The 22258-nt window shown below is 50.0% G+C and carries 26 protein-coding genes; 15 read left to right on the plus strand and 11 right to left on the minus strand.

What is annotated here, in order from left to right; genetic code table 11:
* Nucleotides 1–112 precede the first annotated feature (112 nt).
* The 5 genes from IBX50_RS08160 (at nt 113) to IBX50_RS08180 (ending at nt 4440) form a co-directional block, all read left to right on the plus strand.
* A complete protein-coding gene (locus tag IBX50_RS08160; RefSeq protein ID WP_292254913.1) occupies nt 113–1348 on the plus strand; it encodes a hypothetical protein in 1236 nt (411 codons plus the stop codon).
* 67 nt (nt 1349–1415) lie between these two features.
* The gene (locus IBX50_RS08165; protein WP_292254915.1) at nt 1416–2030 is read left to right on the plus strand and encodes a thermonuclease family protein; all 615 of its coding nucleotides are present in this window, start codon (nt 1416–1418) and stop codon (nt 2028–2030) included.
* Between the two features lie 92 nt (nt 2031–2122).
* On the plus strand, nt 2123–3004 hold the full coding sequence (locus IBX50_RS08170; protein WP_292254917.1) for a hypothetical protein: 882 nt from the start codon (nt 2123–2125) through the stop codon (nt 3002–3004).
* A 113-nt stretch (nt 3005–3117) separates the two neighbouring features.
* Nucleotides 3118–3513 carry a histone-like nucleoid-structuring protein, MvaT/MvaU family gene (locus IBX50_RS08175; RefSeq protein ID WP_292254919.1) on the plus strand — a complete coding sequence of 132 codons (396 nt, stop codon included), beginning with the start codon at nt 3118–3120 and terminating at the stop codon, nt 3511–3513.
* 9 nt (nt 3514–3522) lie between these two features.
* Nucleotides 3523–4440, plus strand: coding sequence for a hypothetical protein (locus IBX50_RS08180; protein WP_292254922.1), 918 nt, complete (start codon nt 3523–3525; stop codon nt 4438–4440).
* A gap of 24 nt (nt 4441–4464) precedes the next feature.
* Here IBX50_RS08180 and IBX50_RS08185 read toward each other — a convergent pair whose 3' ends face one another.
* The 3 genes from IBX50_RS08185 to IBX50_RS08195 form a co-directional block, all read right to left on the minus strand.
* The gene (locus tag IBX50_RS08185) at nt 4465–6708 is read right to left on the minus strand and encodes a hypothetical protein (protein WP_292254925.1); all 2244 of its coding nucleotides are present in this window, start codon (nt 6706–6708) and stop codon (nt 4465–4467) included.
* 123 nt (nt 6709–6831) lie between these two features.
* Nucleotides 6832–7785: a recombination-associated protein RdgC gene (locus IBX50_RS08190; protein ID WP_292254927.1), complete on the minus strand. Its 954-nt coding sequence runs from the start codon at nt 7783–7785 to the stop codon at nt 6832–6834.
* A gap of 229 nt (nt 7786–8014) precedes the next feature.
* Nucleotides 8015–8344 (minus strand): hypothetical protein, encoded by a 330-nt coding sequence (locus IBX50_RS08195; protein ID WP_292254930.1) that lies wholly within the window; start codon nt 8342–8344, stop codon nt 8015–8017.
* On the opposite strand from IBX50_RS08195, the gene IBX50_RS08200 reads away from it, so the two are divergent.
* From IBX50_RS08200 to IBX50_RS08220, 5 genes are all read left to right on the plus strand, one after another.
* Nucleotides 8343–8672, plus strand: coding sequence for a hypothetical protein (locus IBX50_RS08200; RefSeq protein WP_292254933.1), 330 nt, complete (start codon nt 8343–8345; stop codon nt 8670–8672). The genes IBX50_RS08195 and IBX50_RS08200 overlap by 2 nt on opposite strands.
* A complete protein-coding gene (locus tag IBX50_RS08205) occupies nt 8673–8921 on the plus strand; it encodes a hypothetical protein (RefSeq protein WP_292254936.1) in 249 nt (82 codons plus the stop codon).
* Between the two features lie 115 nt (nt 8922–9036).
* A complete protein-coding gene (locus tag IBX50_RS08210) occupies nt 9037–9219 on the plus strand; it encodes a hypothetical protein (protein WP_292254939.1) in 183 nt (60 codons plus the stop codon).
* Between the two features lie 72 nt (nt 9220–9291).
* Complete coding sequence (locus tag IBX50_RS08215; protein WP_292254942.1) at nt 9292–9609, plus strand: hypothetical protein; 318 nt, start codon at nt 9292–9294, stop codon at nt 9607–9609.
* Between the two features lie 112 nt (nt 9610–9721).
* On the plus strand, nt 9722–10270 hold the full coding sequence (locus tag IBX50_RS08220; protein WP_292254943.1) for a hypothetical protein: 549 nt from the start codon (nt 9722–9724) through the stop codon (nt 10268–10270).
* A gap of 25 nt (nt 10271–10295) precedes the next feature.
* Here IBX50_RS08220 and IBX50_RS08225 read toward each other — a convergent pair whose 3' ends face one another.
* From IBX50_RS08225 to IBX50_RS08250, 6 genes are all read right to left on the minus strand, one after another.
* Nucleotides 10296–10865 carry a hypothetical protein gene (locus tag IBX50_RS08225; protein WP_292254945.1) on the minus strand — a complete coding sequence of 190 codons (570 nt, stop codon included), beginning with the start codon at nt 10863–10865 and terminating at the stop codon, nt 10296–10298.
* Between the two features lie 27 nt (nt 10866–10892).
* The gene (locus IBX50_RS08230; RefSeq protein ID WP_292254949.1) at nt 10893–13073 is read right to left on the minus strand and encodes a methyl-accepting chemotaxis protein; all 2181 of its coding nucleotides are present in this window, start codon (nt 13071–13073) and stop codon (nt 10893–10895) included.
* 151 nt (nt 13074–13224) lie between these two features.
* Nucleotides 13225–14151 carry a nucleotidyl transferase AbiEii/AbiGii toxin family protein gene (locus IBX50_RS08235; RefSeq protein ID WP_292254952.1) on the minus strand — a complete coding sequence of 309 codons (927 nt, stop codon included), beginning with the start codon at nt 14149–14151 and terminating at the stop codon, nt 13225–13227.
* Nucleotides 14144–14695, minus strand: a complete 552-nt coding sequence (locus IBX50_RS08240; protein WP_292254954.1) for a hypothetical protein — start codon at nt 14693–14695, stop codon at nt 14144–14146. The genes IBX50_RS08235 and IBX50_RS08240 overlap by 8 nt, the downstream gene beginning before the upstream one ends.
* 57 nt (nt 14696–14752) lie before the next feature.
* Nucleotides 14753–16897, minus strand: a complete 2145-nt coding sequence (locus IBX50_RS08245) for a hypothetical protein (RefSeq protein ID WP_292254956.1) — start codon at nt 16895–16897, stop codon at nt 14753–14755.
* A 95-nt stretch (nt 16898–16992) separates the two neighbouring features.
* On the minus strand, nt 16993–17349 hold the full coding sequence (locus IBX50_RS08250) for a hypothetical protein (protein ID WP_292254959.1): 357 nt from the start codon (nt 17347–17349) through the stop codon (nt 16993–16995).
* Nucleotides 17350–17427: 78 nt separating this feature from the next.
* Between IBX50_RS08250 and IBX50_RS08255 the strand changes: the two genes are divergently transcribed.
* Complete coding sequence (locus tag IBX50_RS08255) at nt 17428–18066, plus strand: hypothetical protein (protein ID WP_292254961.1); 639 nt, start codon at nt 17428–17430, stop codon at nt 18064–18066.
* On the opposite strand, the gene IBX50_RS08260 is transcribed toward IBX50_RS08255, so the two are convergent.
* On the minus strand, nt 18063–19112 hold the full coding sequence (locus IBX50_RS08260; RefSeq protein WP_292254963.1) for a hypothetical protein: 1050 nt from the start codon (nt 19110–19112) through the stop codon (nt 18063–18065). The two genes, IBX50_RS08255 and IBX50_RS08260, sit on opposite strands and share 4 nt — an antisense overlap.
* 105 nt (nt 19113–19217) lie before the next feature.
* Nucleotides 19218–20120 carry a hypothetical protein gene (locus IBX50_RS08265; RefSeq protein WP_292254964.1) on the minus strand — a complete coding sequence of 301 codons (903 nt, stop codon included), beginning with the start codon at nt 20118–20120 and terminating at the stop codon, nt 19218–19220.
* A gap of 123 nt (nt 20121–20243) precedes the next feature.
* Between IBX50_RS08265 and IBX50_RS08270 the strand changes: the two genes are divergently transcribed.
* Genes IBX50_RS08270 through IBX50_RS08285 form a run of 4 tightly spaced genes read left to right on the plus strand, consistent with a single transcriptional unit; the run spans nt 20244 to nt 22223 of the window.
* Entirely contained in the window at nt 20244–20789 is a 546-nt protein-coding gene (locus IBX50_RS08270) for a hypothetical protein (RefSeq protein WP_292254965.1), read from the plus strand.
* Between the two features lie 38 nt (nt 20790–20827).
* Complete coding sequence (locus IBX50_RS08275; protein WP_292254966.1) at nt 20828–21265, plus strand: hypothetical protein; 438 nt, start codon at nt 20828–20830, stop codon at nt 21263–21265.
* A gap of 12 nt (nt 21266–21277) precedes the next feature.
* Nucleotides 21278–21472, plus strand: a complete 195-nt coding sequence (locus IBX50_RS08280; protein ID WP_292254967.1) for a hypothetical protein — start codon at nt 21278–21280, stop codon at nt 21470–21472.
* A 4-nt stretch (nt 21473–21476) separates the two neighbouring features.
* A complete protein-coding gene (locus tag IBX50_RS08285) occupies nt 21477–22223 on the plus strand; it encodes a metallophosphoesterase (RefSeq protein ID WP_292254968.1) in 747 nt (248 codons plus the stop codon).
* The last annotated feature ends 35 nt before the right edge of the window (nt 22224–22258 follow it).

Consider the following 22258-nt stretch of genomic DNA (forward strand, 5'->3'; position numbering starts at 1 on the left):
TGGAGGCAAGCGTCAATCTGGTCACGCACCAGTTGCTGCCTGAGAAGTTGGAAGTCTCGCCCGTTAGGGCGGGGAGCAGTCACAGTAATTTTTGATATGGAGCCGAATAGACTTGGATGCTCAAAACACACCGCTCAACGATGATCCGATACACGGACAGGCAATTGATGCCTGGTCCGGTATTGATTGGCGGCTTCGTTTAGAGCGTTATTTTCAGCAGGGGGTGGAAAGCCCGGTTGCCACCCTTTTCTTTGATTGGCAAGCATGGTTAGGACTAGCACCTTGGCAAATGGAAGAGAGCGATCTTTTTGCTTTCCTTAAATTGCATGATATTCCCTGCGCTGAAGGTATTGCGTCTGTTTTTCGAGGTGAGCGCCAGCCTGGGCACAATTATCCACGACACCAGAAGCTGGTGATTGAACGCATTCCCAAGCGTCATCGTAAAGCTTTTTTGCGGCACCTTGATGAGCAGATTACTGTCCGCCCTTCGGCTCACCCGCTTCGATTGGCACGGATCATTCAGCAAGAAGAGTGCGAACTTATGATGATGGAGCTGCAGCATTTCTTTAAAGCTCCGCCCCAGCTCATTCAATGCTGTTTAGGAGAGGCATGGGGGTTTCCCGCTTTATTGTTTTATCAGCAGAATCCCGCTGGCGAGGGATGCCTGCATCAGGTTTGGCTAAGTCCTTATAACTCAGTCAAGCGACCAGAAGAAGCTGCCTGCAGCTTGAGCAGTGATTATTGGTGCCGTCAGTATTTGCAGGATCAGCAGCGCCTTCTAGATCTGCGCCTGCACCTTTGCATACATCTTGAGCAGATCGAGGACATTCTTGGTATCGCTGTGGATGCAGAACAGATGGATCGCTTTGCATGGTTGTCATCCATGGTTCGCAACGCTCCCTTCCATGCGTTGCACATGATTGCGCATACCCAGCACTATTGGGAGCAGATGCTCAAGGCAGAGCAGGTAACAGATCGGGCGCTTGAAGGCCAGAGCCTACGCTTTGTGCCGTCAAGGATCAGTAGCGCCATTGCTGATATGGTGTATCTGCTGCAGCAAGGGCGACTGACTGCCCGCAAGATAGAGGCTGCCCGAAAAGCGCTGCAAATGCTGGAGGCTGCCTTGCATTGCGATCTGGCATCAGGCGACCCGGAGGTAGCCGTTAACTTGCTCTTTCCTCACTTAAGCTCATTTGGACTGCTGATGTCAGTATTGAATGAAATGCCAATGCTTTTGACCGGCATGAACTTAACTGCCGAAGACGTGGGTAGCATGCATAGGCTTTATGAGCGCATCCGCGCCGAGCGCCAAGGATCATCAGTCAGTTGCGTTACCCCATCCATGTAAACATCGAAGCACTCAAGGTTTGGACACACTGAAGAGCAACCAGACCATTTGTTGAGTAGAGGTGGCCATGCAGATTTCTCCCAAAGTACAGCAAGCGCTGGATGATGCGCGAAGCCATTTAATGCGCTTTGCAGTAGCAGGCAGCCTGACAGTGACCGTCATTTCAGCGGTTTTGCTCCCGCTGAGTCATGCAGATGCTGCGAACCTGCCGCCGGGCAATCTGGCAGAACACCCACAGGCAGGCAGCGCCATAGATTGCCAGAAAAGGCGCGTCTCTGATGGGGATACGGTGACCGGTTTCTGTAATGGCCGGGAAACACGAATTCGACTGTATTGTATTGATGCGCCCGAAACAAGCCAGGGCGAATGGGGTAAAGCTTCGGGTGCCTACCTTGAAAGCATGATGGATCACCGATTTAAGCTGATCATTCATGATACGGATCGCTACGGCCGATCCATTGGTGAAATTTTTAATTCGGACGGAAGAAATCTGAATGTGGAAATGGCTGGGTCGGGAGCAGCTGTTGTTTATCAGCAATACTGCAATGACAGCCATTATTATGACGCTGAGGATTTTGCAAAGCAAAATGGATTTGGGGTATGGACGGCAACCGATCCTTTGATACAGGCACCATGGGATTACCGACGCCAGCAAAGAGAAATCACTGCGCCAGACAGATGAAACCTGACGCTATATGGGATGCCCTATACTATCCATTGAATAGGCATTTGCCTGCTCGCTGAGCAAAGCCCAAATCCAATGGAGAAATATGCATGCAAACATCGAAGCGTCCTTTTTTTATGCTATCTGCCGGTGCCTTGGCATTAATGTTGGCTGCCGGTGCACAAGCTGCACCTAATGTCTATGGCAGCAAAACCGGTTATACGGATCATCGCGCCTCTGAGTTGTATAACGGCTTGCCGGTGGAATCCAAAAAGCATGATGCATTTCAGCTTTTTGCTTACGCTGTCACAGCGACCAACCCTGGGTCAGCATTTGAAAATGCGGCGGACAACGGATATTGGGCAGGGGTTGCGCTGCCTATTTACTCCGGTGGTCAGGGGCGTGAAAAGGTGCACATGGAGTTCGGTTACATGATGATCAGTAAGTCCGGTGCCAGCGGTTCGCCCACGGTTACGCCGGCAAGCTGGGAGGCTGGCTGGCAAGCAGGACATGATTCAGGTTTTGAAACGGGTTACGATAGTGGTTATATGAATGGACACGGAGATGGCTATGCCGATGGCTATTCGGATGGATGGGCGGCGGGTGATGCTGGCGATCCTAATGATCCCTCAGGCTATGATCCAATCGGTGTCACCGATCCAGATGCACCGACTGCACCTGCAGTAACCGCGCCTACAGCTCCATCGGGCACAACAGCACCAGGGGCGATACAGGATGTTGAGCGCAAAGCATTGACGGCTGCGGTGGCCTACAGTTATGAGTTGTACACAAATACCCAATTTAAAACGCGTTTGCGCGGCCAGGTGGGTGCAGCTCGGATTTCCGGTGTCACTGACGAGGTTTCATTGTTTTACGGTGCAGGGATCGAGCTTGCTCAAGGGCGCTATGCCTTGCGCATTGGGTATGACAAATACTCAAAATCAGAAAATATTGATGCACTGGCCTATATGGGGGTAGGCATCAACTTCTGATCATTGATTTACCACTAAGAAAAAAAACGCTAAGATAACCTGTGATCATTTTGATTGCAGGTTATTGCAGGTTATTGCAGGTTATTTTCAGGTTATTTTTTTTGGGATGCGTGATGACAAACGAAACGGCAAGACTGCTGAAAATGCGAGCAGAGCTCGAAAGAATGCAGCGTGAAATTGAAATCCTTGAAAAGGACGGCGAAGTTCAAAAGGATATTGAGCTTCGAGATGAAATTGAGCATATTTTATCTCATGCGGGAAAGACCCCTGGCTTCCTTAAGGTCATCTTCCCTGATTTCATGGTAACCACAGAAATGACTGACAGAAACAAGAGCAAAGCTTCTCCGGTCAAAAAACATAAGCGACCATTGATTACTTATCAAAATCCGCATAACGGTGAAACCATTAAAACACGCGGTGCGAATCATGGGCTGCTGAAAACCTGGAAAAAGCAGTATGGCTCGGATGTTGTCAACGACTGGGTTATCTCTGTGGATAATTCTGCTTAAGGTTGTTCAATGCAGACCCAGGATACGATCTCAGACCTGATTGCGCTGCACGAGCAGTTAATGCAGGAGACGGATCGGCAGGTATCAAAACTGTTCGACCCGCTTCCTGCTTGGGGGTATGCTCAAAACATGGGATTTCCCACACCTCAGCGCAGTGGTGAGGATAATGAATACCATCCCCCCATACCCGGAGAAACCTTTACGGGACGTTCAGCGATTGACCTTTGCCGCCAGGGATTTTTACAACTGAACAAGTTGCTCGGCCAGGATGGTTTAACCGTTTTCCGCTTAATTGGGGCTATGCCGGTTAGTAGCGGACAATTGACGGATCTTGATGCCTTATATGAAGTAAAGGCACGGCTCAGGAAGGCTATGCTGCCATTTCGCAGTCATTTTCGCAATGACGTGATTAAGGCCGCGTTCCCGGAGATCTCGCTATTGCAGGCCTATCGATTATGGCCGCTGCATGATTGCACCCAGCAGACCATTACTCGAATTCATTTAACCTGGAATGCCCGAGGTTACACTCATGGAAAAATCACCGGACAAGCGGCCATTGATTTGCTGGATGCATTACAGGCCGGTGATCCCCGAGTGGATCATGGCAAGTACAGAGAAGCCAGAATGGCACTTTCATTTTACCGGCTAGATACTGAATACACTCTGATACGCCCTGTCCGTCCACATCCGCGCTACCAAATTCAAACGGCAGACGGCCAGTGGACGCAGCAGCAGGCTCACTTGCCATTACTCTGCATGAACCAGGTAAAAAAGCCTGAATTCAGGCCGCTGCAACCACTGAGCGAAACAATGGATGACGGAATGCAGCGCATTATGGAGCGGCATGGAGCCGACATGCTGATACCTTGGCTTGGAATTCTGAAGCCGGGATGCGGTTTGGGTCGAAAAAAAAATCCTGGCGCTTAATGTGCGGGCGCCAGGATCAGAGGTTCAGATTGTTGTAGAGCTTGCGATCGGCAGATGCTTGCCAATGTAAGCAATCTCAATTCGTTCCTCATGGTAGCGCAGGTAGATGCGGTGCAGATCTCCGAGAGGGAAGTGAGGTAATACCTCGCAGACCTCACCGGGAGTTCGGGTGAATCGGCGCAATGAGCGCAAGGACTCCTGGGTGCGCACCCCCTCGGATTCCTGGCAGGAGATGCCTGCCGAAACCACGTTGCGCAGAGAAATCAGCTGACCGCCATTTTCACGCATCAAGTCCACGCCACAAGTGCCTAAGCTGAATAAACGCTGAGCGAGCGCCCCCACCGGCAGATTCATGCGGTTGATTTTATCCAGGGTACCGGCCACCTCTTCAAAAAAGAACAGTCGATCAGCAAACATCTTCTGGCAGAGACTGATAATGGATTTTGCGCTTGCCCCCTCATCGACCAAGGCATCCAGAGCCATTCTGGCTGCCTGCCACTGTGGATCTGCATCATTGCTGTAGAGTCCATTTAAAAGCTGCTCGTTACGCTGACGCAGTGCAAGATTGTCACGCTTTAGTTGATCGTTCTCTTGCTGCAATACCTCGGCAAGTTCGTAAAGCTGATCACCGGCAGCGCTGTTTTCCACTGGCGTAATATCAATAGCGGAGATCGGCTCAGGTTGTCTTAAATGCTCTTGGATGCCCGGTAAGCCATTCAGATATTCGGCAATTGGTTTTAGTGGAAAGGACTGAGTGACCGCCTCGTTAAACTCTTGCACCTGCGATTCTGCTCGCTGAAGGAGTTCCTGAACCTGCTGCATGGCTTCGACCTGAGCCTTGATGGCCACCCCGGCCTCGCGCAGCGCATTGGCCTCGTTATGCGCCTCGCTGAGCGATTCTACGAACCCCTCAACCTCGGTCATCATTTCTGCCAACAGCATGCGCTGACTATTCAGCTCATTCAGGATAATGGGCTCAGCACTCGATTCAAGCTGCTCATTTACCCAGTCCGCGACTTGATCAAGCCCCTTGATCCATGAGTCAATACGCCCTAAATCCAAAGGGATTATACCCGCTGAATCAATTTGACTGGTCTGAAGCAATTGAGCAGCATGCAGCAAGGACGCAAAGTCACTGCGCGCCTGATCTACAAGGTGGCGGAAGCTGTGATGAGATAGTTCATCCCACTGATCAAGTACATCCCTGATGGTTTGAACACCATCACTGCTCTGCAGGCGCTGCTCAACATGCTTTTTAATGGAGTGATTCATCCTGATGATGTCTGCATAGACGGGGTGAACACCCGATCCAGCAGGAGCGACCATTTTTGGGAGAGATAATGCCACCTGATCGCTGGATGAAGGTTGCCCTGCACCGGTGAGGGCGTTGAACTCAGGCTCATCAAACAGCAATACGCCATGCAAATAGCTGGTGCAGTCTGGTTCAATCCTTGCGATGAGAAGCAGGATGCTTTTTGAGAGCGTGATGACGCTCATGGCAAAAAATGCACCGATGAGACGCGATTTTTTATCTTCAGAGAGCTGCTGCCAGCAGCCTAGCTCAAGCAGAGCCTCTTGAAAATAGCTGTCGATCTTGAGCGCCAAGTGCAAGTCGGTTCCAGACTCAGCGCTAATCATGCCAGGCAAATAGGATGCCTCCAGTATGTAGTCATCCATGTTCATGCCATCGGCATCAGTGTTATCAAGCAGCTTGGAAATCTTAAAGTCTGGCCGCCAGTTTTTCATCAGTTCAATTTCGGCCACCGACAGGGTGGGCATGAGGCGTTTCTCGCTGAGCGCACCTAAATAGGCTTTAAGAATCAGGTAGCGCGCCTTTGAGCAGCCGAATATCGCCTCAATTTCACCGGTGGTTGAACGACTATTACGGGTTACACCATTAACTCTTTCGATAAAGGGTTTTCCTGATTTGTTTTGTGGGCCTTCCAACACCCATGGGGTTTCAGGTTTATCGTCACTAAACCAGCGCTCACGCTGAATGGAGCGCAGCTGTCGGTATTCGTGACTCAAAAGGCGATGCAGATCACGAAAGTGATCCTTGATGCGCTTTAAGTAGGCCTTGGGCTTTTCATTAATCAGCTGCTCAAACACCTCAAGATCACTAAGCCGGACGCTGTGCTGCTTTATTTTTGGCATGCCCAAGCCTACAGGAGAACCCTGGATTCTCCTGTAGGCAGGCTCTCCTACAGATTCAAGTTCACTGGAATAATCAATCTTTTGCTCATGGAAGGCGATTTGTAGGGTGTTCATCCATTCTCGCCTGTTTATGCACATGCGATCTATATCGGAAACGGGGTTCTGCTCGGGGATTTTTTCGTAAGAAGTCATTGTTTTTTTCCTTTGAATGGATAGCTGAGGCATGCCGATAGATGGTTAGTGCTCTTCTTCATCACCAGCGGCATTGGCATCATAGATGCCGCCCAGGTGATCGATCATTTGATCCAAAAGGTTTTGGGTTGCATCGACAACAATGGCAAAGGTGCCTTCAAAATAGGCATTTTTGTCATCCATGCTTTCGCCGAGCGATTCCTCGAGTTCCTGCAAGACAGATTCATCAACGCGAATCCCAGAAAAAATCATTCGATCATCCAGGGTGAAGGACAGGTCTTTTCCTGCCATGGCCAGTTTCTTCACGCACTTGCCTTGCTCGATGTGGTGAACGACTTCATCGCAAGCCAAGTCCTGTCCTTTGATATTGACTGTGTTGCTACTGATTGCTGCATCAACCAATGTGCACGACTCGCCCAAAGAAAAACCTTTCGGGGCTTTATTATTGATCCAGCGGGTCATGGCTTGAATCGGGTCTTCCATGGTGCGAAGCGGAACAACAGGGAGTGAGCCTAAACACTCACGCAACAGATTGAGCAGGGATTCGCATTTTTTGTCGCTGGTTTGATCAATAATGATTCGCCCCTTTGCAGCATCAATCCACGCAAAAACAAAGCTGCTGCTGGTCATGGCGCGAGGCATGAGCTCCTGTACAACCTCTTCCTTGAGCTGTTGCTTTTCCTTACGCCCAACCTTGCGCCCTTCGTTTTTTTCGATCTCGGCGATCTTTTTACTCAAGGCCTCATTGACCACCTTGGATTTAAGGTCGCGCTCCTCAATTTTCAGCGTCAGTAAAAAATGGTCGTCTTTGCCATTAAGTCGAGTGGTTACCACCAGGCTATCCGATTGATCGTCCCAGCTTGACCATCCGAGGGATTTCATTTCTTGACTGCCGCATGGTCGGAAAGGCTTTTTAGCCAGGGCTTTCTCAAGCGCTTCAGCGCTCAGGCTTGAGAACGTATTGCTTCGTGCCGCATAAGCCCGGAATTTGTTGAACATGATGGGTGACTCCTTAATTCAGGTGGTTGTGTTTAGCGGTCTGAGCGCTTCAATTAGGCTTTTAAATAGAATGCGCTTGACTTGCAGTACAGGATAACCTATAAGCATTTAAAAGCAAGCAGCAAGCTGCCGATTTGCAGAGCACCCCTTGCTGGTGTTTGAGTTTACAGGTTAATCTATGCATACGAAATCATTTAAAGCAACAGTGCGAGAGTTGACTATGTCAGCGTTACAGAAAATTCATGACAATCTTGATGCATCGGTAATGGGCGGAAAAAAAAAGGCATTGGCTGCATACAAAGAGGGTTACCAAAGCTACCTCCATGCAGTCGATACCTCTGATGAGGACTGCAGAGATGATGGTGCTGGCGCACATGTACCCTGCCCTTATGGATGCAGTCAAATCGGCATGCGCTGCGCTTGGATGGCTGGATGGAATGACGCTGATATAGATTTCAGGGGTCGTCAGCCTTTCGTCCAGCGCTGCGATGATCTTGGGATCATGGCAGCCTGAATTATTACCACAATCGAAAAAAGAAAAGAGGTGAAGAATGGACATGGATAATAATCCCGCGCAAAAACATTGGCTGATCGTGGCTGAACAAGGGAAGACCGTTGATATGTATGTTATCGATGGATGCAATCCAGGCGAAGCCAGAGAAGCGTTCCAGGGCGAGTACCCGGAAAAAGCGGGTGCGGAGATCCATGTGTATCCGTATAGCGGTGATACACAGGACTTTGAAGGAGCAGATGAAGAAGGGCAGTCCCTGGTTCATCTTTTGAGCTGTATCCGCAGGATGCAGTCAGAATTAGCCGGTGCCATGAAGGTTCCGGAAGACACTCCGTGGAATCGAATGATTGCAGTGCTGAATAAGGCGCTGAATTAAATGGTGTCGGGTGATCTGTTGGCGCTCTTGCATGACTCCCTGGATCATCCTGCTTTAGGTTTTGCCTCAGCGGGTGTGGTTTTGATTTTTGGTTCGATTTTGTTGATCAATGTTGCCGGCACCCTTTTTAAAATGATAGCCATAGTGGTCTTTCTGGCACTGGTAACCGGTGTCATATTGTATTGGCAAAACCCAGGTATGGTTTATGAGTGGATCAAGCAGGGACAGCAGCTCATTCAGTATTTTTAAGGGGCAGAGTAACGATAGAGCTTCAAATGGATTTACCAATTGAAAGAACTTAAATTAACCACAAGCCGTAAAATCATCCGCTGGAACGGTTTGTTATGGCAGGAGAGGTGATTAAATGGCACTTAAAAAACAGGAAAGGAAAGAGGCGTACCAGGAGATTCAGCGGCTGATGCCTGAAGGAAAAAACAAAGAAGCTTTCAGCAAGCTTTGCCTGCTCTGCGGATCAGACACGGGGTCGTATCTTCTGGTTGATTACGACGAGGCCATGGCACAACTACGGCGCAGCGTAGAGGCATAGCGGCCATGTTCAGGGACTGCGTTAGCAGTCCCGCCTGCAACTTTGTTAAATTACTAACAGGGGAATATAAAAATGTTAATACGAGATACAGATTGCTGCTTTCGGCATCAAATTGAACAGGCTGTTGGGAAAGACGCTACAGGTAAAGAGACACTGGATCACATTTTTGGCACATACGATAACGATTACCGAGGGAATACAGATATTGTTTTGCGTGTCTGGCGGAATGACAAAAGAACCGCTTGGCAAAGACTGAATATGTTTTGGGCTATGCCGTTAACCCTAATTCTATCGCCAATCCAGTATGTGATGGTCGGTCAAGTTGGCTGGGATACAAAAACCAAATTCGGGCGATTTGTTCTGCGCGTTACTGGTCACTTGAAAGAGTGATTCAACAAGAGAATCAGCGGCTCCGCCCGCTGATCGATCTGTTGGCACAAGAAAACCGGTCGTGGCTATCTTAAGTTTAGAATTTATTTTTTGAATGAATGAGGATAAAACCATGACACCAACTCTTTTACAACGCTGTGCTGCAGTATTCAACAACCGGGAAGTACACGTAGAAAGCCACGGTGAGGCATCCGCCTCAGTACCGTCAAGTAATGCGCTCCTGAAACTGGTGGCCGCTGTCTTAATTGGATCGACCCTGGCTATGTCCGGACAATCCATGGCAGCAGACCCACATGCCGGTGCTTTCCGCACAGATGTTCAAAACGCCCAGAGCCAGATGGATGCAGAGGAACGCTCTGGCGGGATGAAGTCTTCCGAATCTAGTGGGGAGCGGTTTCAGATCACCAAAATGAAAGTTGAAGCCGGAGCGCTTCAGTACATGGAGTTTAAGGGAGAGCTGCCTTCTATTGAGGCATGCAAACCCTTTGCTGGAATGACCATTGATGCTGCCCATGCGTATTCAAACTCATATTTTGAGCGCCACAATGTAACAAGTCTCTCTATGCGAATGGATATCACAAACTACGTTGCTGATCATGCTGCAGCCTGCAATCATGTCGTACTTCCCAACTCAGCTGGTCCGGACATGGCGTCAATGTAGGCTTGTCACCCACAGCAGGCGCAACTTAATGCGCCTGCTGATCCCTCATGTATTGAATGACCTCAATGGGTACATCCATTATTTTTCCAATCGCAGGGTAGGGATGCCCAAGGCTTTTAAGAAACAGGAAATCCATTTCTGGGGCGATTAATTCACAGGCAAAATCCATAAGCAAATAGCTGCCTGGATTTTCTGGATTCAGCACATCAAGCAGTGTCGAAAAACCCTTGACAGGCACGGCGTGCTGCCCGTCCATCGGTAGTGCACCGGTAACCACCATACCTAACCCCAAAGCAACGTAGAAGCGCCGTTCGGCCTCACTGAGCTTATCGAGGTTAATGCCAATCACATAGCACTGCAGACCCGCATCAAAACGATACAGCCCCTTTAGTTCTGGATCAGCCAGATTGGAGCAGATCACTTTGTATGACTTATCATTGTTCACCACGGTCATCTCATCAACGATGCTGTACACATTGACAGGGAGCCCCATGGAGACCATCGTGCGTATCCTTATAGCCATCAGGCGCATACGATGTCTGGGGTTGTCGAGTGCCGGGTGATTGCCCGGCAGGTGCTGGTGATTATTTGACATGCAGTCGTCCCGTCCGCTTTAGTGATTTTATTGCTTGGCTTCAGTGTTGAACTGATCTTTTAGTCGCCCTATAACCAGAACAATATCCTGAATGGTTTGGCTTGAGTGCAAGGTCTGATCGGCTTGAGCCGCATTCTCCTGAGCCATGACTGCAATGTTATCAACTGCACGAGCTACCTCGGCAGCAGCCAGTGCTTGCTCCTTAAGAACTTGGCGAATATCTTCGGTTGCGCGAATGACGCGCCCGGTCTCACCGGTAATAGCCTGAACGGACTGACTGGTTTCTGCTGCGCGTTCAATCCCACGATCAACAGCAGCCAGGCTTTGCTGCATGGCTTCCACAGACTGCTCGGAGGTGTCGCGAATTTGATCAACCATGGCTGTGATTTGCACTGTGGATGTGGCTGTTTTCTCGGCCAGGCTGCGCACCTCATCAGCCACAACGGCAAAGCCGCGCCCATGTTCACCGGCACGGGCAGCTTCAATGGCAGCATTGAGCGCCAGCAGGTTGGTTTGCTCTGCAATGCTGCGAATGGTCAGCACGATATTACCGATATTATCAGACAGCCCCTTTAATGCATCCAGGTGGCCTGCTGCAGCTCGAACAGTGTCAGCAATGCCGGCAATATCCTCAGCATTGCGCTGAACAGCCTGAGAGCCTTGGCCTGCAACAGCACCTGCTTTTTGTGCTGCTTCATGTGACTGCTCTGCATTCCCGCTAATCTGCTCTACAGACACGTTTAACTGCTCAAGGGCGGATGCCATACCCGCAGAGGCATCTGATTGCTCTTGAGCGCCCTTGGATGAGATTTGACTGGCATTAACCAGATCTGTAGCACCTGCCTCCAATTTGCGTGTGGCATGTGTCAGTTGAAACACAATTTCAAACAGGCGATTACGCATGGTCAGCAGGCTGTTAAAAATACTGCCAATTTCATCACGATAACCAAGAGGGATATTGGCGGTTAAATCGCCAGACCCAATCTCACGGGTAACTTGCTGCATTTGCATTAGGCGTTTTCGCTGACTGCTGACCACCCACCAGACCAGCAATACAAAGCTGCTGAGCAGAGTGATCAGCGTGATAGCTAGTTGACTTACTGGCTTGATGTAGGAGGCTTGCAAGTTACCTAATGGCACGGTTGCCTGGACAACACCGCGAACATCACCGATTTTCCAGTCGCTCTTGGGTGAGTCCGGATGATTGTTGTGGCAGTTGATACAGCTTTGTTCACGCATCAAGTCTGCTTTAGCCAGCCTGTATGCCGGCTTACCATCTGTTGTTTTGACGCGACGGGCAAAAGTTCCGGTCGGATTGGATTGGAGCCACTGCGCGGCCTCTTGCTCAAAAGCATCTAACTGGTTACTCCCTGCACGAAAAGCAAAAGGCTGATTACTGTAAATGCGAAATTCAGAGCCAGAGGCACCGGGCTGGCTCTGACTCATTTCACCGAGCGCACGCATAACAGTGGCCGGAAGGGGGACGGATTTTGGCTGGTTGATGTGGTCATGGGAAATACCCAAACCTGCCTCACGAGCTTTTGGCAGAACATGCTCACCGTAGAATGCTCGCGCATTGGATGCCATCTGAATCATGTCCTCAGCATTCTGGCGACCAGCCTGATCTAGGGTTTCATTATAGAGCTGGTGCAGCTGAAGGCCGGTGGCACCCATAACGACCAGCGACCCTAAAAACAAAGGGATAACCAGTTTTTTGGCAAAACTCAACCCCATTAACCGGTATTTGATTTTGGCGCGAAGCCCCTTGAAACCAGGCGGCATTAAGTGTCCTTCAGCCAGGGTGTAATTGGCACCTTCGCGCATCTGCTGATAAAGGTCTTCAAAGAATTTAACTTCATCACGGGTTGGCTTAAGGCGCACACTCATATAGCCGCCTGATGCCAGCGGAGTGACGGTTGCCTTAACCCAATAAAAATCACCGTTTTTACAGCGATTTTTGACAAAGCCCTGCCATGCACGACCTTTTTTAAGGGTTGACCACAAGTCACGAAAGGCTTCTGAGGGCATATCTGGATGGCGGACGATGTTGTGATTTTTGCCAATCACCTCATCGCGGGTGAAACCTGAGTATTCGACAAAATCATCATTTACATAAGTGATGATGCCCTTGCTGTTGGTGTGCGAAACGATGGAGCAGTCCGAGCGAAGAAGGACTTCATGCGAGGTGACGGGCTGATTGTTTTTCATTGCTGTTGTAACCCTGCGTAAATAACTGTTGTATTTAATCTACAGCTTTACGCAGGGTGTCCGATTGCAGCGACTGACCAGCGAATCAGTTAAGGTTAAAAAGATTGACACAGATCACAATGTTGAGTCGAAAACAGCCAGCACTCCTGGATCAAGGCTCAGGAGGGAGGCTGTTACCCTTGATTTCGTCTGTTTGTAATAATGGGGTCTTGCTTGCCTCCATCAGCAGCTCTGAAATCCTCGTCAATGCAGCTCGTTTATAGGCTTCATTGCTCCATGGCTGCATGTCTTTTGATGGTACAAAACGATTCATTTCCACCATGAAAGATTCAATTAAAGATGGCAAGCTTTGAACACGCATCTTTACCATTTCATCAAAGCCATCGATCTGATAATCCAGAGTTTTTTTTGCAATCAGCTCGTAATTCGGCGCAAAACCTTTCTTTGATAGCCAGACTAGATCCCAGATATCCCGATACCGTATGTGTTTTGTCGATGCACAAAGCGACACAACCTTATCGGCCATGATTTCTGTAGCTGACTCCACTTGTAAAACGAGGTCTGCATAAGTGACTGGGAGGTTCGGGTAGTTCAAATGCAAAAACCTGGCTTCACTGGTGTAAGCCGGGATATTCGCAATTTCCAGCTTGATCTTTTGCTTTGGCATATCTCTTCGCCCAGGGCTGGTCTCTATGGCAACTTGCCACTTATCGACCCGAACATTGTCATAATCCGGCTCGGTTCGCATATCTTTTGGGTACTTAACTGCAACATCGAGCCTGTAGCGACTTCCAATATGATCTTCAATGGCCTCCTTGATATTTGAGACATCGGTAGAAACAAACGCTTTTCCACCGGCAAAATTCAAGTCCTCACTATAACGCACACCGCCATAACAAAGCCGGAGTGACGTTCCGCCTTGAAAAATCAGATTTTGCAGCAGATTTTCACGCGACAATGCAAATAAGATGTCGTAGTGCAGGATTTCCTTTTCAAGAACAGGGCGAAAAACCGCCTTTTCAGGATAATCGGCCACAATCTGATCGACCATTTTTTGAAGTTCGTTTCGTTCATTCATCGCCCAACTCCTCGTGATCCAGCAGCAAGTGAAGATTTCTGCCGGTTCGCCGTAAATCCCTGATGGCTGCCTGGGAGGTGGCCATCGGTAGAACATCGCCTTGCTGCATATACTTGAATGATTTTAAAACCTCGCTGAGTGGCCTGGATGTGTGAGTAAACTCAACGGTTCCGTAGGGAGTTTTGATCTCGCCTTTGCGTCCGGTTGTCATCACCGTAATTCGATCTACGGGAATCTGACTGATCAAGCCGTATGCTGCTAATGCAGACTCCAGACTGATATAGCTGTATTCAAGCGGAGCATTACGCATTAGCCGTGCGACCCATTCAAGAGTTTTCCCGTCATTGCTGGTTGCTGCAGGGTTCAAATAAATCCCCGAGGTCAGCAGGATCAGAGTTCCATCCTTGACAGCACGCTGAACCCCTTTCAGAAGAGCGGCCTCTGCATCATCAGGGAATAGTGTCCGCATTTGCATTAGGCTGACAACATATCGTCCTTGGCGGTCCAGCCATTTCAATGTTTTATCCAGTTTTCTGGCTTTCATCAGGTCACTAAAAAGACAATTTTGTCTCTTTAGCGTACATCTGCATCTGATCATTAGTCAATCGTTAATCAAAGGCGAACACCTTGTTAAGGTTAGACTTGGATCGTCCTGAAACTCGTGATGATTAATGCGCGATGCTCGCTCGGCTTCTAGCCACAAATCGACCTGCTTTCGCATCTTGCAAATCTCCATCCCCAGACTGCTGTCATCGAGTGTGCAATCAAGGGAATGCTGCATATCAGCCAGTCGCTCGGCATGCAGGGCAACATCAAGCAGTGACCACATGACAACCTTGTGTGATGCTTCCGGCTCACCGGTTTGCACCGCCTTAAGTGAGGCGGTCATGCTGATCCATCCGTCAAGATCACGCATTATTTGAGGGTTGCTGGTCGCTTGATGGATCACGCGATCAAACGGCTCGGTATCAAAAGGCAATACCGGTGAATTAGTCTTCATGCAAGGTTCCACGAGTATTTTTTGCAGAGACTGGCTGGCAAGTTTGGAAAAACGCTGAAACTCAGAAGAAGGCCGTCTCTGAAGGTTAGGCTTGCCAGCCGGTGAAAGCATTGCGTCCATAATGCTTTTCAATTCCGGCAGGCCGGTGGCATCATAAGCTGCTTGAACGCGATTCCAAAAAGGCGGATTGCCTGTCCACTGTGGATCATGTAGCAACCCCTGGGCGCGAAGGGCGCTTAAGTTAAGCTCAAATGTGTGCGAACCAATAACCCATGTTTTTTCCAGCATCTGATCCGGTGCAGATCTGTACTGATGCATCAGATCTTTAAGAAAAAACTCAGGCAACATCAATAGTATCAGGTGGATATCGATCTTTTGATCACCGCACACCGGCAGTTGCCAAGACTCAGCGCAACTGGCGATCCTCTCCAGGGGAATGCGCGCCAGCGTAATCCCGTTCAGCGAGAGATCAACGGTCTGCCGGTCGTAATCAATGTCTGGCACAAGAACGCCATCAAGGTAGTCCATGCCTTGGTGTGAGAGCAACTCCTGCATCTGAGTAATGATTTTAAGCAGGTGCTGCGAAATCTTCTTATCAAGATTCCGGTTGATGCTTACGGCCTCCTCGGTACCGAGATTTATTTCTGCGAACTCGCGGAGCTGGTTGCGGAACATCATCAGGCGATCAGGCTGTGATTCAGATAAATCCAAATGCTCATTGATTAAGTGTGACAAAAGATCAGCGCAAGCCTGTGATCCCGGCTCAGAAGGGCTGTAACTTAACCCTCGACCCGGTAGCAGCAAATGAAACCCGGCAACCGGAGAGGGCTGATACAGCAATCGGATTGTCGGGTCAGGCAGATAAATCTCCTGCGCGAGCCCTGAGTCGATCAGTGTGTTCAGCAATGCATGAGAGGCTTCCATTGGTATATTGCGGGAAAGCGTGGCTCGCGTATCCATACCCGGCATGGCACGATCATGCACCTGCATGATTGCCAACCTTAAGCTGTCATCAAGCCCTTTTGCCAGAGCAGCCTTTTCTAGGTGATGTGTTAGTGCAGAGCGCAAAGACAGCTTGGCCGGTGATGCCTTGCCATTATGCGAAGCCAGTGCCGACTGAATACGCTTAATCGGCCGATCATTGGAATTGGTCGAGTTCTTCAGGTGTTCTGCATTGAGCAGTCCGACATGAGCAATGCCATGGCTATTCAGTAGATCGATGGCGGAATCAATGCGCTCTACGCACGGTGAGGCTTCTTTACCCTGATGCAGGATCACCTCACCTCGGATGCTCATTAAATCATCTAGCAACTGACTCAGATTATCGGCTTGCGCTGAAGGCTTCGTTGCATCCGGGCTGATGAAACGATCAAAAATTAACGCACCATGGAAGGCGGCAAACAGATAGGATTTGTCATCATGACTGACAGGAGTGGCCGGATTTTTGATCCGCTGCCATAAAATATCCTCGAGCGTATCCCGCGCCCACTCTAGGGTGTTGCGCCCAGACTCTTCAGTATTTTCTTCAATACTGAGCATTTGGTGCATTAATCCTTGCCCAAGGTGAGAGGGAACTGCCAGTAACCCGTCTTGCAAAATCTCAACGAGCAGCAACCGGTGCTCCACCTTTGGTAGATCGTCAATACCCGCTGTAAGCAGCAAGTTTTTACGAAGAAGGTTAACGATCTGTCGGGTCATCAGGCTGGATTCGTGCAGCGTATCGCGGTAATGCTCAATCGGTATCATGAAAATTCCTTAAAAAATAAAAAGGTGGTTGGTCATGCCTAAAGGTTGGGGCAGGTATAGCCAAGTCCTGAGTTCTATGTCACCGGCAAGATGGATTAAGTTGCCGGACGCAAAAGGAGGTACAACCCAAGCCCAATCAGAGCCATGGCTAAGCCGTCTTGTGCGCGTAGATTGCTCCCGAGCAGTCGGTAGATCACAAAGCTGCACAGCATGGCTGCAACCACACTGATCAACGTGAGAATCGAGTAAGGCAGAGCGCGAGAGCCTAGCGTGAAGAAGGAGAGAAAAAAGACATTGGCCAACACAAAGACCGGTGCCCCCATGATGGCGAACTTGGAAAAGTCCAGCCAGCCTGGGCTTTCCAATAAAGCTTGACTCCGGCTGATTACAAAAAAGTTGTAACCCTGTATCAGCAGGGTGGCAGCAATAACGGAAAAACCCAATACAAACATTCGGATAGTCCTTGAAAGAATGGCGGCATACAGGATAATCTGTACAGTACATTCTAACAAGCAGTGAGGGAGATTTGCATGCTGAAGCTTGATCAAAAAGTCTCTGTTGAAACCTGGGATGGTCATTTGTTTCAAGTCAACTTAAGGGACTTCCTGAAGGGGCTTGGCAAAAAGGGGTGGCTAGATCAAACGATTGCAGAAGAAATTGGCTTGCAGCATGGTGTTTCGTATCAGAGTGTTGAGCACTGGCAATTTAAGCCCAAGGTTATTCCGCAGCAAAAGCGCATATGCGGCTTCCAGACCATGCTGTATCGGATGCATACCGGCTGGCGCTTTGCGACCCTGGTTGAAAGCCTCTATGTGATTCGGGATCATCACGGCATAGCCTTGGCGCCCGATGCTCTGATTCATGCGCTCTATCGAGACAAGAGGCTGATGGCCAGCATTTCAACGCACAAGGCATTCATGGAAACCAAGCTTCAATTGCTTCGTGGTTTTCGTCGTGGCGCGCCGATGAAATGTTATTTGCGTTACCCCAGAACGACCAGCGAGAAAAGGGCGTTTTATGCGGCCAGCGATCTTGATAAGACGCTGATCCGTGGCAGGCGAAGTGCGTCTATGCTCCCCTCCTGCTGGGGTGATGCCTATCGCAGCACGGAGCATAGCTGGAAGCGACAAACAAGGGTGGATCGACAATACTTGCGCCACGCAGCCTAGAGGGTTGCGTTGAGACAGATTTGCACAGAGGGAAGGTGACCGGATAGCTGGCCGGCCTGATCTAGCCAGCTGCCCACCTCCCTGACTTCAATGCTTCTTGCGAGGCGCTTCAGCCTGCTCCGTAATTCCTCGGGCTCATACACATTCTGCAGTGCGGATGCAATGCCATGATTAGATAGCTCGAAAGCTTCATAAGCATTATGGCCTAGCTTGGCATGAGCCATCTGGCTGCGAGTTAAAGCAAAAGCCAAGTGAAGCAAGTCTTCTGGCTCCACTTGGCGGCTGACTGACTTCTCATTCAGCCAGTTCTTTGCGGCACCGGTGCCCAGCCACTCTAGCGCCTGAACGCAGGCGCTGAACTGGGGGAGTGCGCTGCATTTAAAAGAACCGGATTGCAATTCATTCCAAGCTTGAGACTCAATCATTTTTAGGGTGTGCAGAGCCGGTATAGACACATAGGGGCTGGCCTCATGAGCGTCCGCGCTGCGGTGCATCTGAATCGCCAGCGCCAACAATGAAGCCAACCCGATCAAGTGGCTCTCAGCATGTTCAGAGTCAAGAAGCACTGCGTGTTCATTGTAGCGTGGCAGTGTCCACTGTGATTCCAGGAGATGCCTCCATGCCTCCAGAAGATCCATTGTCCCGGGTCGTTCGAGCGGAATTTTGCTTGTGTCGGGATCTTCATGAGTGATCTGCTGATACCAGTAACCCACATCATGCGCACATAAATCGACCGCATCCGGGAAGTACCCTTCCTGCCAGAAGGCTTCCTTTGAAGTCAGAGTGACAGCAACAGCGAGGGCTGCAGCGCGCTGTGCAGAGGTAACCTGCTGGCTGATGGGGGAGGTAAACCCCATGTTGGCATACAATGATTGAACACTATCACCGGTAATCGGTGGATCAAAAGATCGCTGGATCGATGGCGCAAGACAGTGAAGGTGAAGCAGCCGATCCAGGGCGGCTTTCGACAATCCCATGCCGTGATGCTGTGCATAGGATATGCCGTCTAAAGGACTGTTTTTTTTGAGTGCGCTGGGTACAAGCATCTTGCGGTTTTCTCCTTGTGGGCTGCTGACTGTTACTCTGGCTTGCTGTCAGCTCAAAAGCCTATCCACAAGAAGAAAACATGAGAAAAATCAGGGGTTTTGGTTTCACGGGGTGAATTGAGCTTGTGCCAACCCCTGCTCAACACCGTAGTTTGGATTCACTAAATCCAGTCCAGCAGGCAGGCGAATCCAATCGGAGGAATCGGGCGCTTGATGCTGCGCAAGTGCATCTAGGGTAATGCTTGAACCTTGCTGCGCCAGCTGTACCAGGATACCCGTATCCGCCAAAGACAGCATATCCGGCGCACCCGGTGAATCTTTTGCAAATTGCAGTCCTTTTGCCAGATCGAGCAGCTGCTGAGCTGGATTGTCTATTTGGTCGCCCAGATCAGCCAGCGCCTCGGCTGCCGCCCTGGCGGTCAAAAGCTGCTGATCTGCTGAAGCGCCATACCCTGCCCGAACACTGCCATTGACCGCGAGCTTTTCCATAAAGCCATTAATCAGTCCGGGATGCACATCAAGATCACGCTGCAGCATGATGCTAGACAACAGGTGGTTCTGAGCGTCACGCAGGCCGCTGATGGATACCAGCGGGGTTTGGCTAGGGAATTGCAGTGTCATAAAGGCGGCCTGATCGGGCGATAGTCGCGAGGCATCAATAACCTGCAAATTCTCGTAAGCGGCTTGGCACGAAGGTATGGTTAGCGCATGAACATCCGGCGCAGAAGTATCATTCAAAACCTGCTGGCACTGAGCCAGTAAGCGATCCGCTTGACGGACCTGCCCTTCCTTGCCTTCTTCAACCAGCTGCCAAAAATCAAACTTCGGACGCTCACTGACCGCTGTACCAGGATCGGTTGCCATGACAGCACCCACAGCAAAAGTGGTCGCCACAGCCAAGGCCAGCACTTTTAAAGCATGGAGTCGCCCACGACTGTCGTTGGCCCCATGATTTTCTGTGTAGACACCGCTGCGCATAATGTTTAAGGCTTTATTGAGTGCTGACATAAAAGAGTTCTCCCAAAAAATAGACTTTCAGTGGGTATAGCCAAACACTAATCTCTTGCGCTTTTTGCAGTTACCACAGAAAATGAATTACGGATTAACCTGTGAAATTAAAGTGGCGGCTGTATGCAAACACCCAAGAATGAAGCACAAGACATCAAGTCTCTGCTGCTGGATGCGGCAGCTGCAATCCATCTCGATCACCAGGGGTTCACAGATGATTTTTTTGATCCTGAATATGGGCCTGTGTCATCTGGCCTGCTGATTCGTGATACCGGCTGGCTGTGGAACCCCTTAATAGATTGTTCAGCAGGACTTGATCTAATGGTTAAGTTGCGACTATCACCTCAGGTCACGGATGAAGCGGTTACGATTATCGTGGATGGCCGGGCAGCAGTGGTCATTCCGGCCAGTGATCACCGGGTCACGGACACCCTTAAAGCGATTACTGAAGCTGCAGCTATCATGGGGGCGCGCAATTGCGATAGAGATGTCGCTGGTGTTCGCTGGACTTTGTGCGAAATGCGGGAAAGCTTTGATCATTTCAGCAAAAACAGACCCCGGTGCACATGCTCAAGTGATCAAGTCGAATTGATCAGCTCCACGCCTACAGAAGGAAGCTGGAAGTGTAGGCGCTGCAAGAGAGCTTGGATAACATGGAGGAATGCGTGAGTACAGCCAATCAAGATAGCGCAGAGGAGTTTTTTTGCATGGCCGACCTAACCGAAGCTGAGATCAGGTTGATCCATCAAGGCAGGGAAAGTCAGCAAGCTGAGAAAGATGCATGCTCCTTTCGCCTGAATATTTTGAAGCTGGCGCTTGATTATGAGGCATGGCTTCAAAGCGAGGGTCGAGGCAGTAGCTTTTCAGCCTTTGTGAACGAATTCAACTACGACAAGGGCGATTGCAAGCTGATGTACCGTGAAGTACAGAAAGTGCGTGGTGAACTGCCGCAACCAAGGGATTCGCAACCTCGCAGGGTGCACCATCGCAATGGAGGTATCTACATGATCATCAAGGAGCCGGATGATCGCCTCTTGGAGGATTGTGGAGAGCCTTTCTACGAGTACGAGAACGTACACTCCGGCCAAATCTGGTTGCGCAGGCAATCTGAGATGGAAGACGGCCGCTTTGTGCCAGTCAACTGAAGGCAAAAACACATGCAGGAACTCTATAGCTTTGAAAAGTACGGTGCCTGGACAGTGGCTGTAGAGCCGCTCGAAGACGGCAGTTTTGAAGCAGTGGTTTTTAGCATCGCGGTGCAAAACCCTGATTTCTGGTGCCAGCACACCAAGGCAGAACAAGCGCGCCAGGCTGCGCTTGATTGGATCGCCAAAAATGGCGCAGAAGGCTGAACCAATGGAATCCAAGGCAATCCCCTTTAATCCTCAGTCCATCCATGTGGTGAGCGACATCCATCTGGAGTTTTATCCGCTCAAGTCATTGACTGAGCGCGAGGAAGTACCGGTATGGAGCCACCTTTTCCCGGCACCTGATCCGCAGGCTCTACTGATTCTTGCTGGGGACATTGTCATTTGGCGCTATGGGTCTGGCTTGAAAGCAACCTCTCCGGTGATGAATGTGCTGAAGTGGCTATCACCGCGCTTTGGTGCGGTGGTTTACGTACCGGGCAATCATGAGTTTTATCGTGGTGTGACCGGTGGCTACTATGAACAAAAACTGCTGGGGCTGCTGACTGATGCCGGACTGACCAATGTTTATCTGCTGCAAAACAGCGAGGCTGTATTTGGAGGCTCCTTGCGTGTTTTGGGTAGCACCTTCTGGACAGACATGGATAAGGGAAGTCCTCTGTTTGAAACCCGGATTGCCCGGTTGCAGGGTGCGCCCTCAGCATACAACGACCTGAACTATATTCGACACACGGATGATCAGAAGAAGCATTTTCCGCGCTTGCGTGTAAGTCATGTGCGATCCATGCATCAGCAGGCGCGAAGCTTTTTGCAGGAGGCCTTGGAAAAGCCTTTTGCTGGTCAAACCTGGGTGATCACCCATCACCTCCCGAGTCCACGACTGATCGCCCCGGAGTGGCAAGCGGATTGGCGCAGTCCAGCCTATGCCAGTCATGCTCCCTGTGTGTCAACCTAAGCCTGAGCCAACTGATTTTGAGATAACATACAAAT

Source organism: Marinospirillum sp. (genome assembly GCF_014859565.1).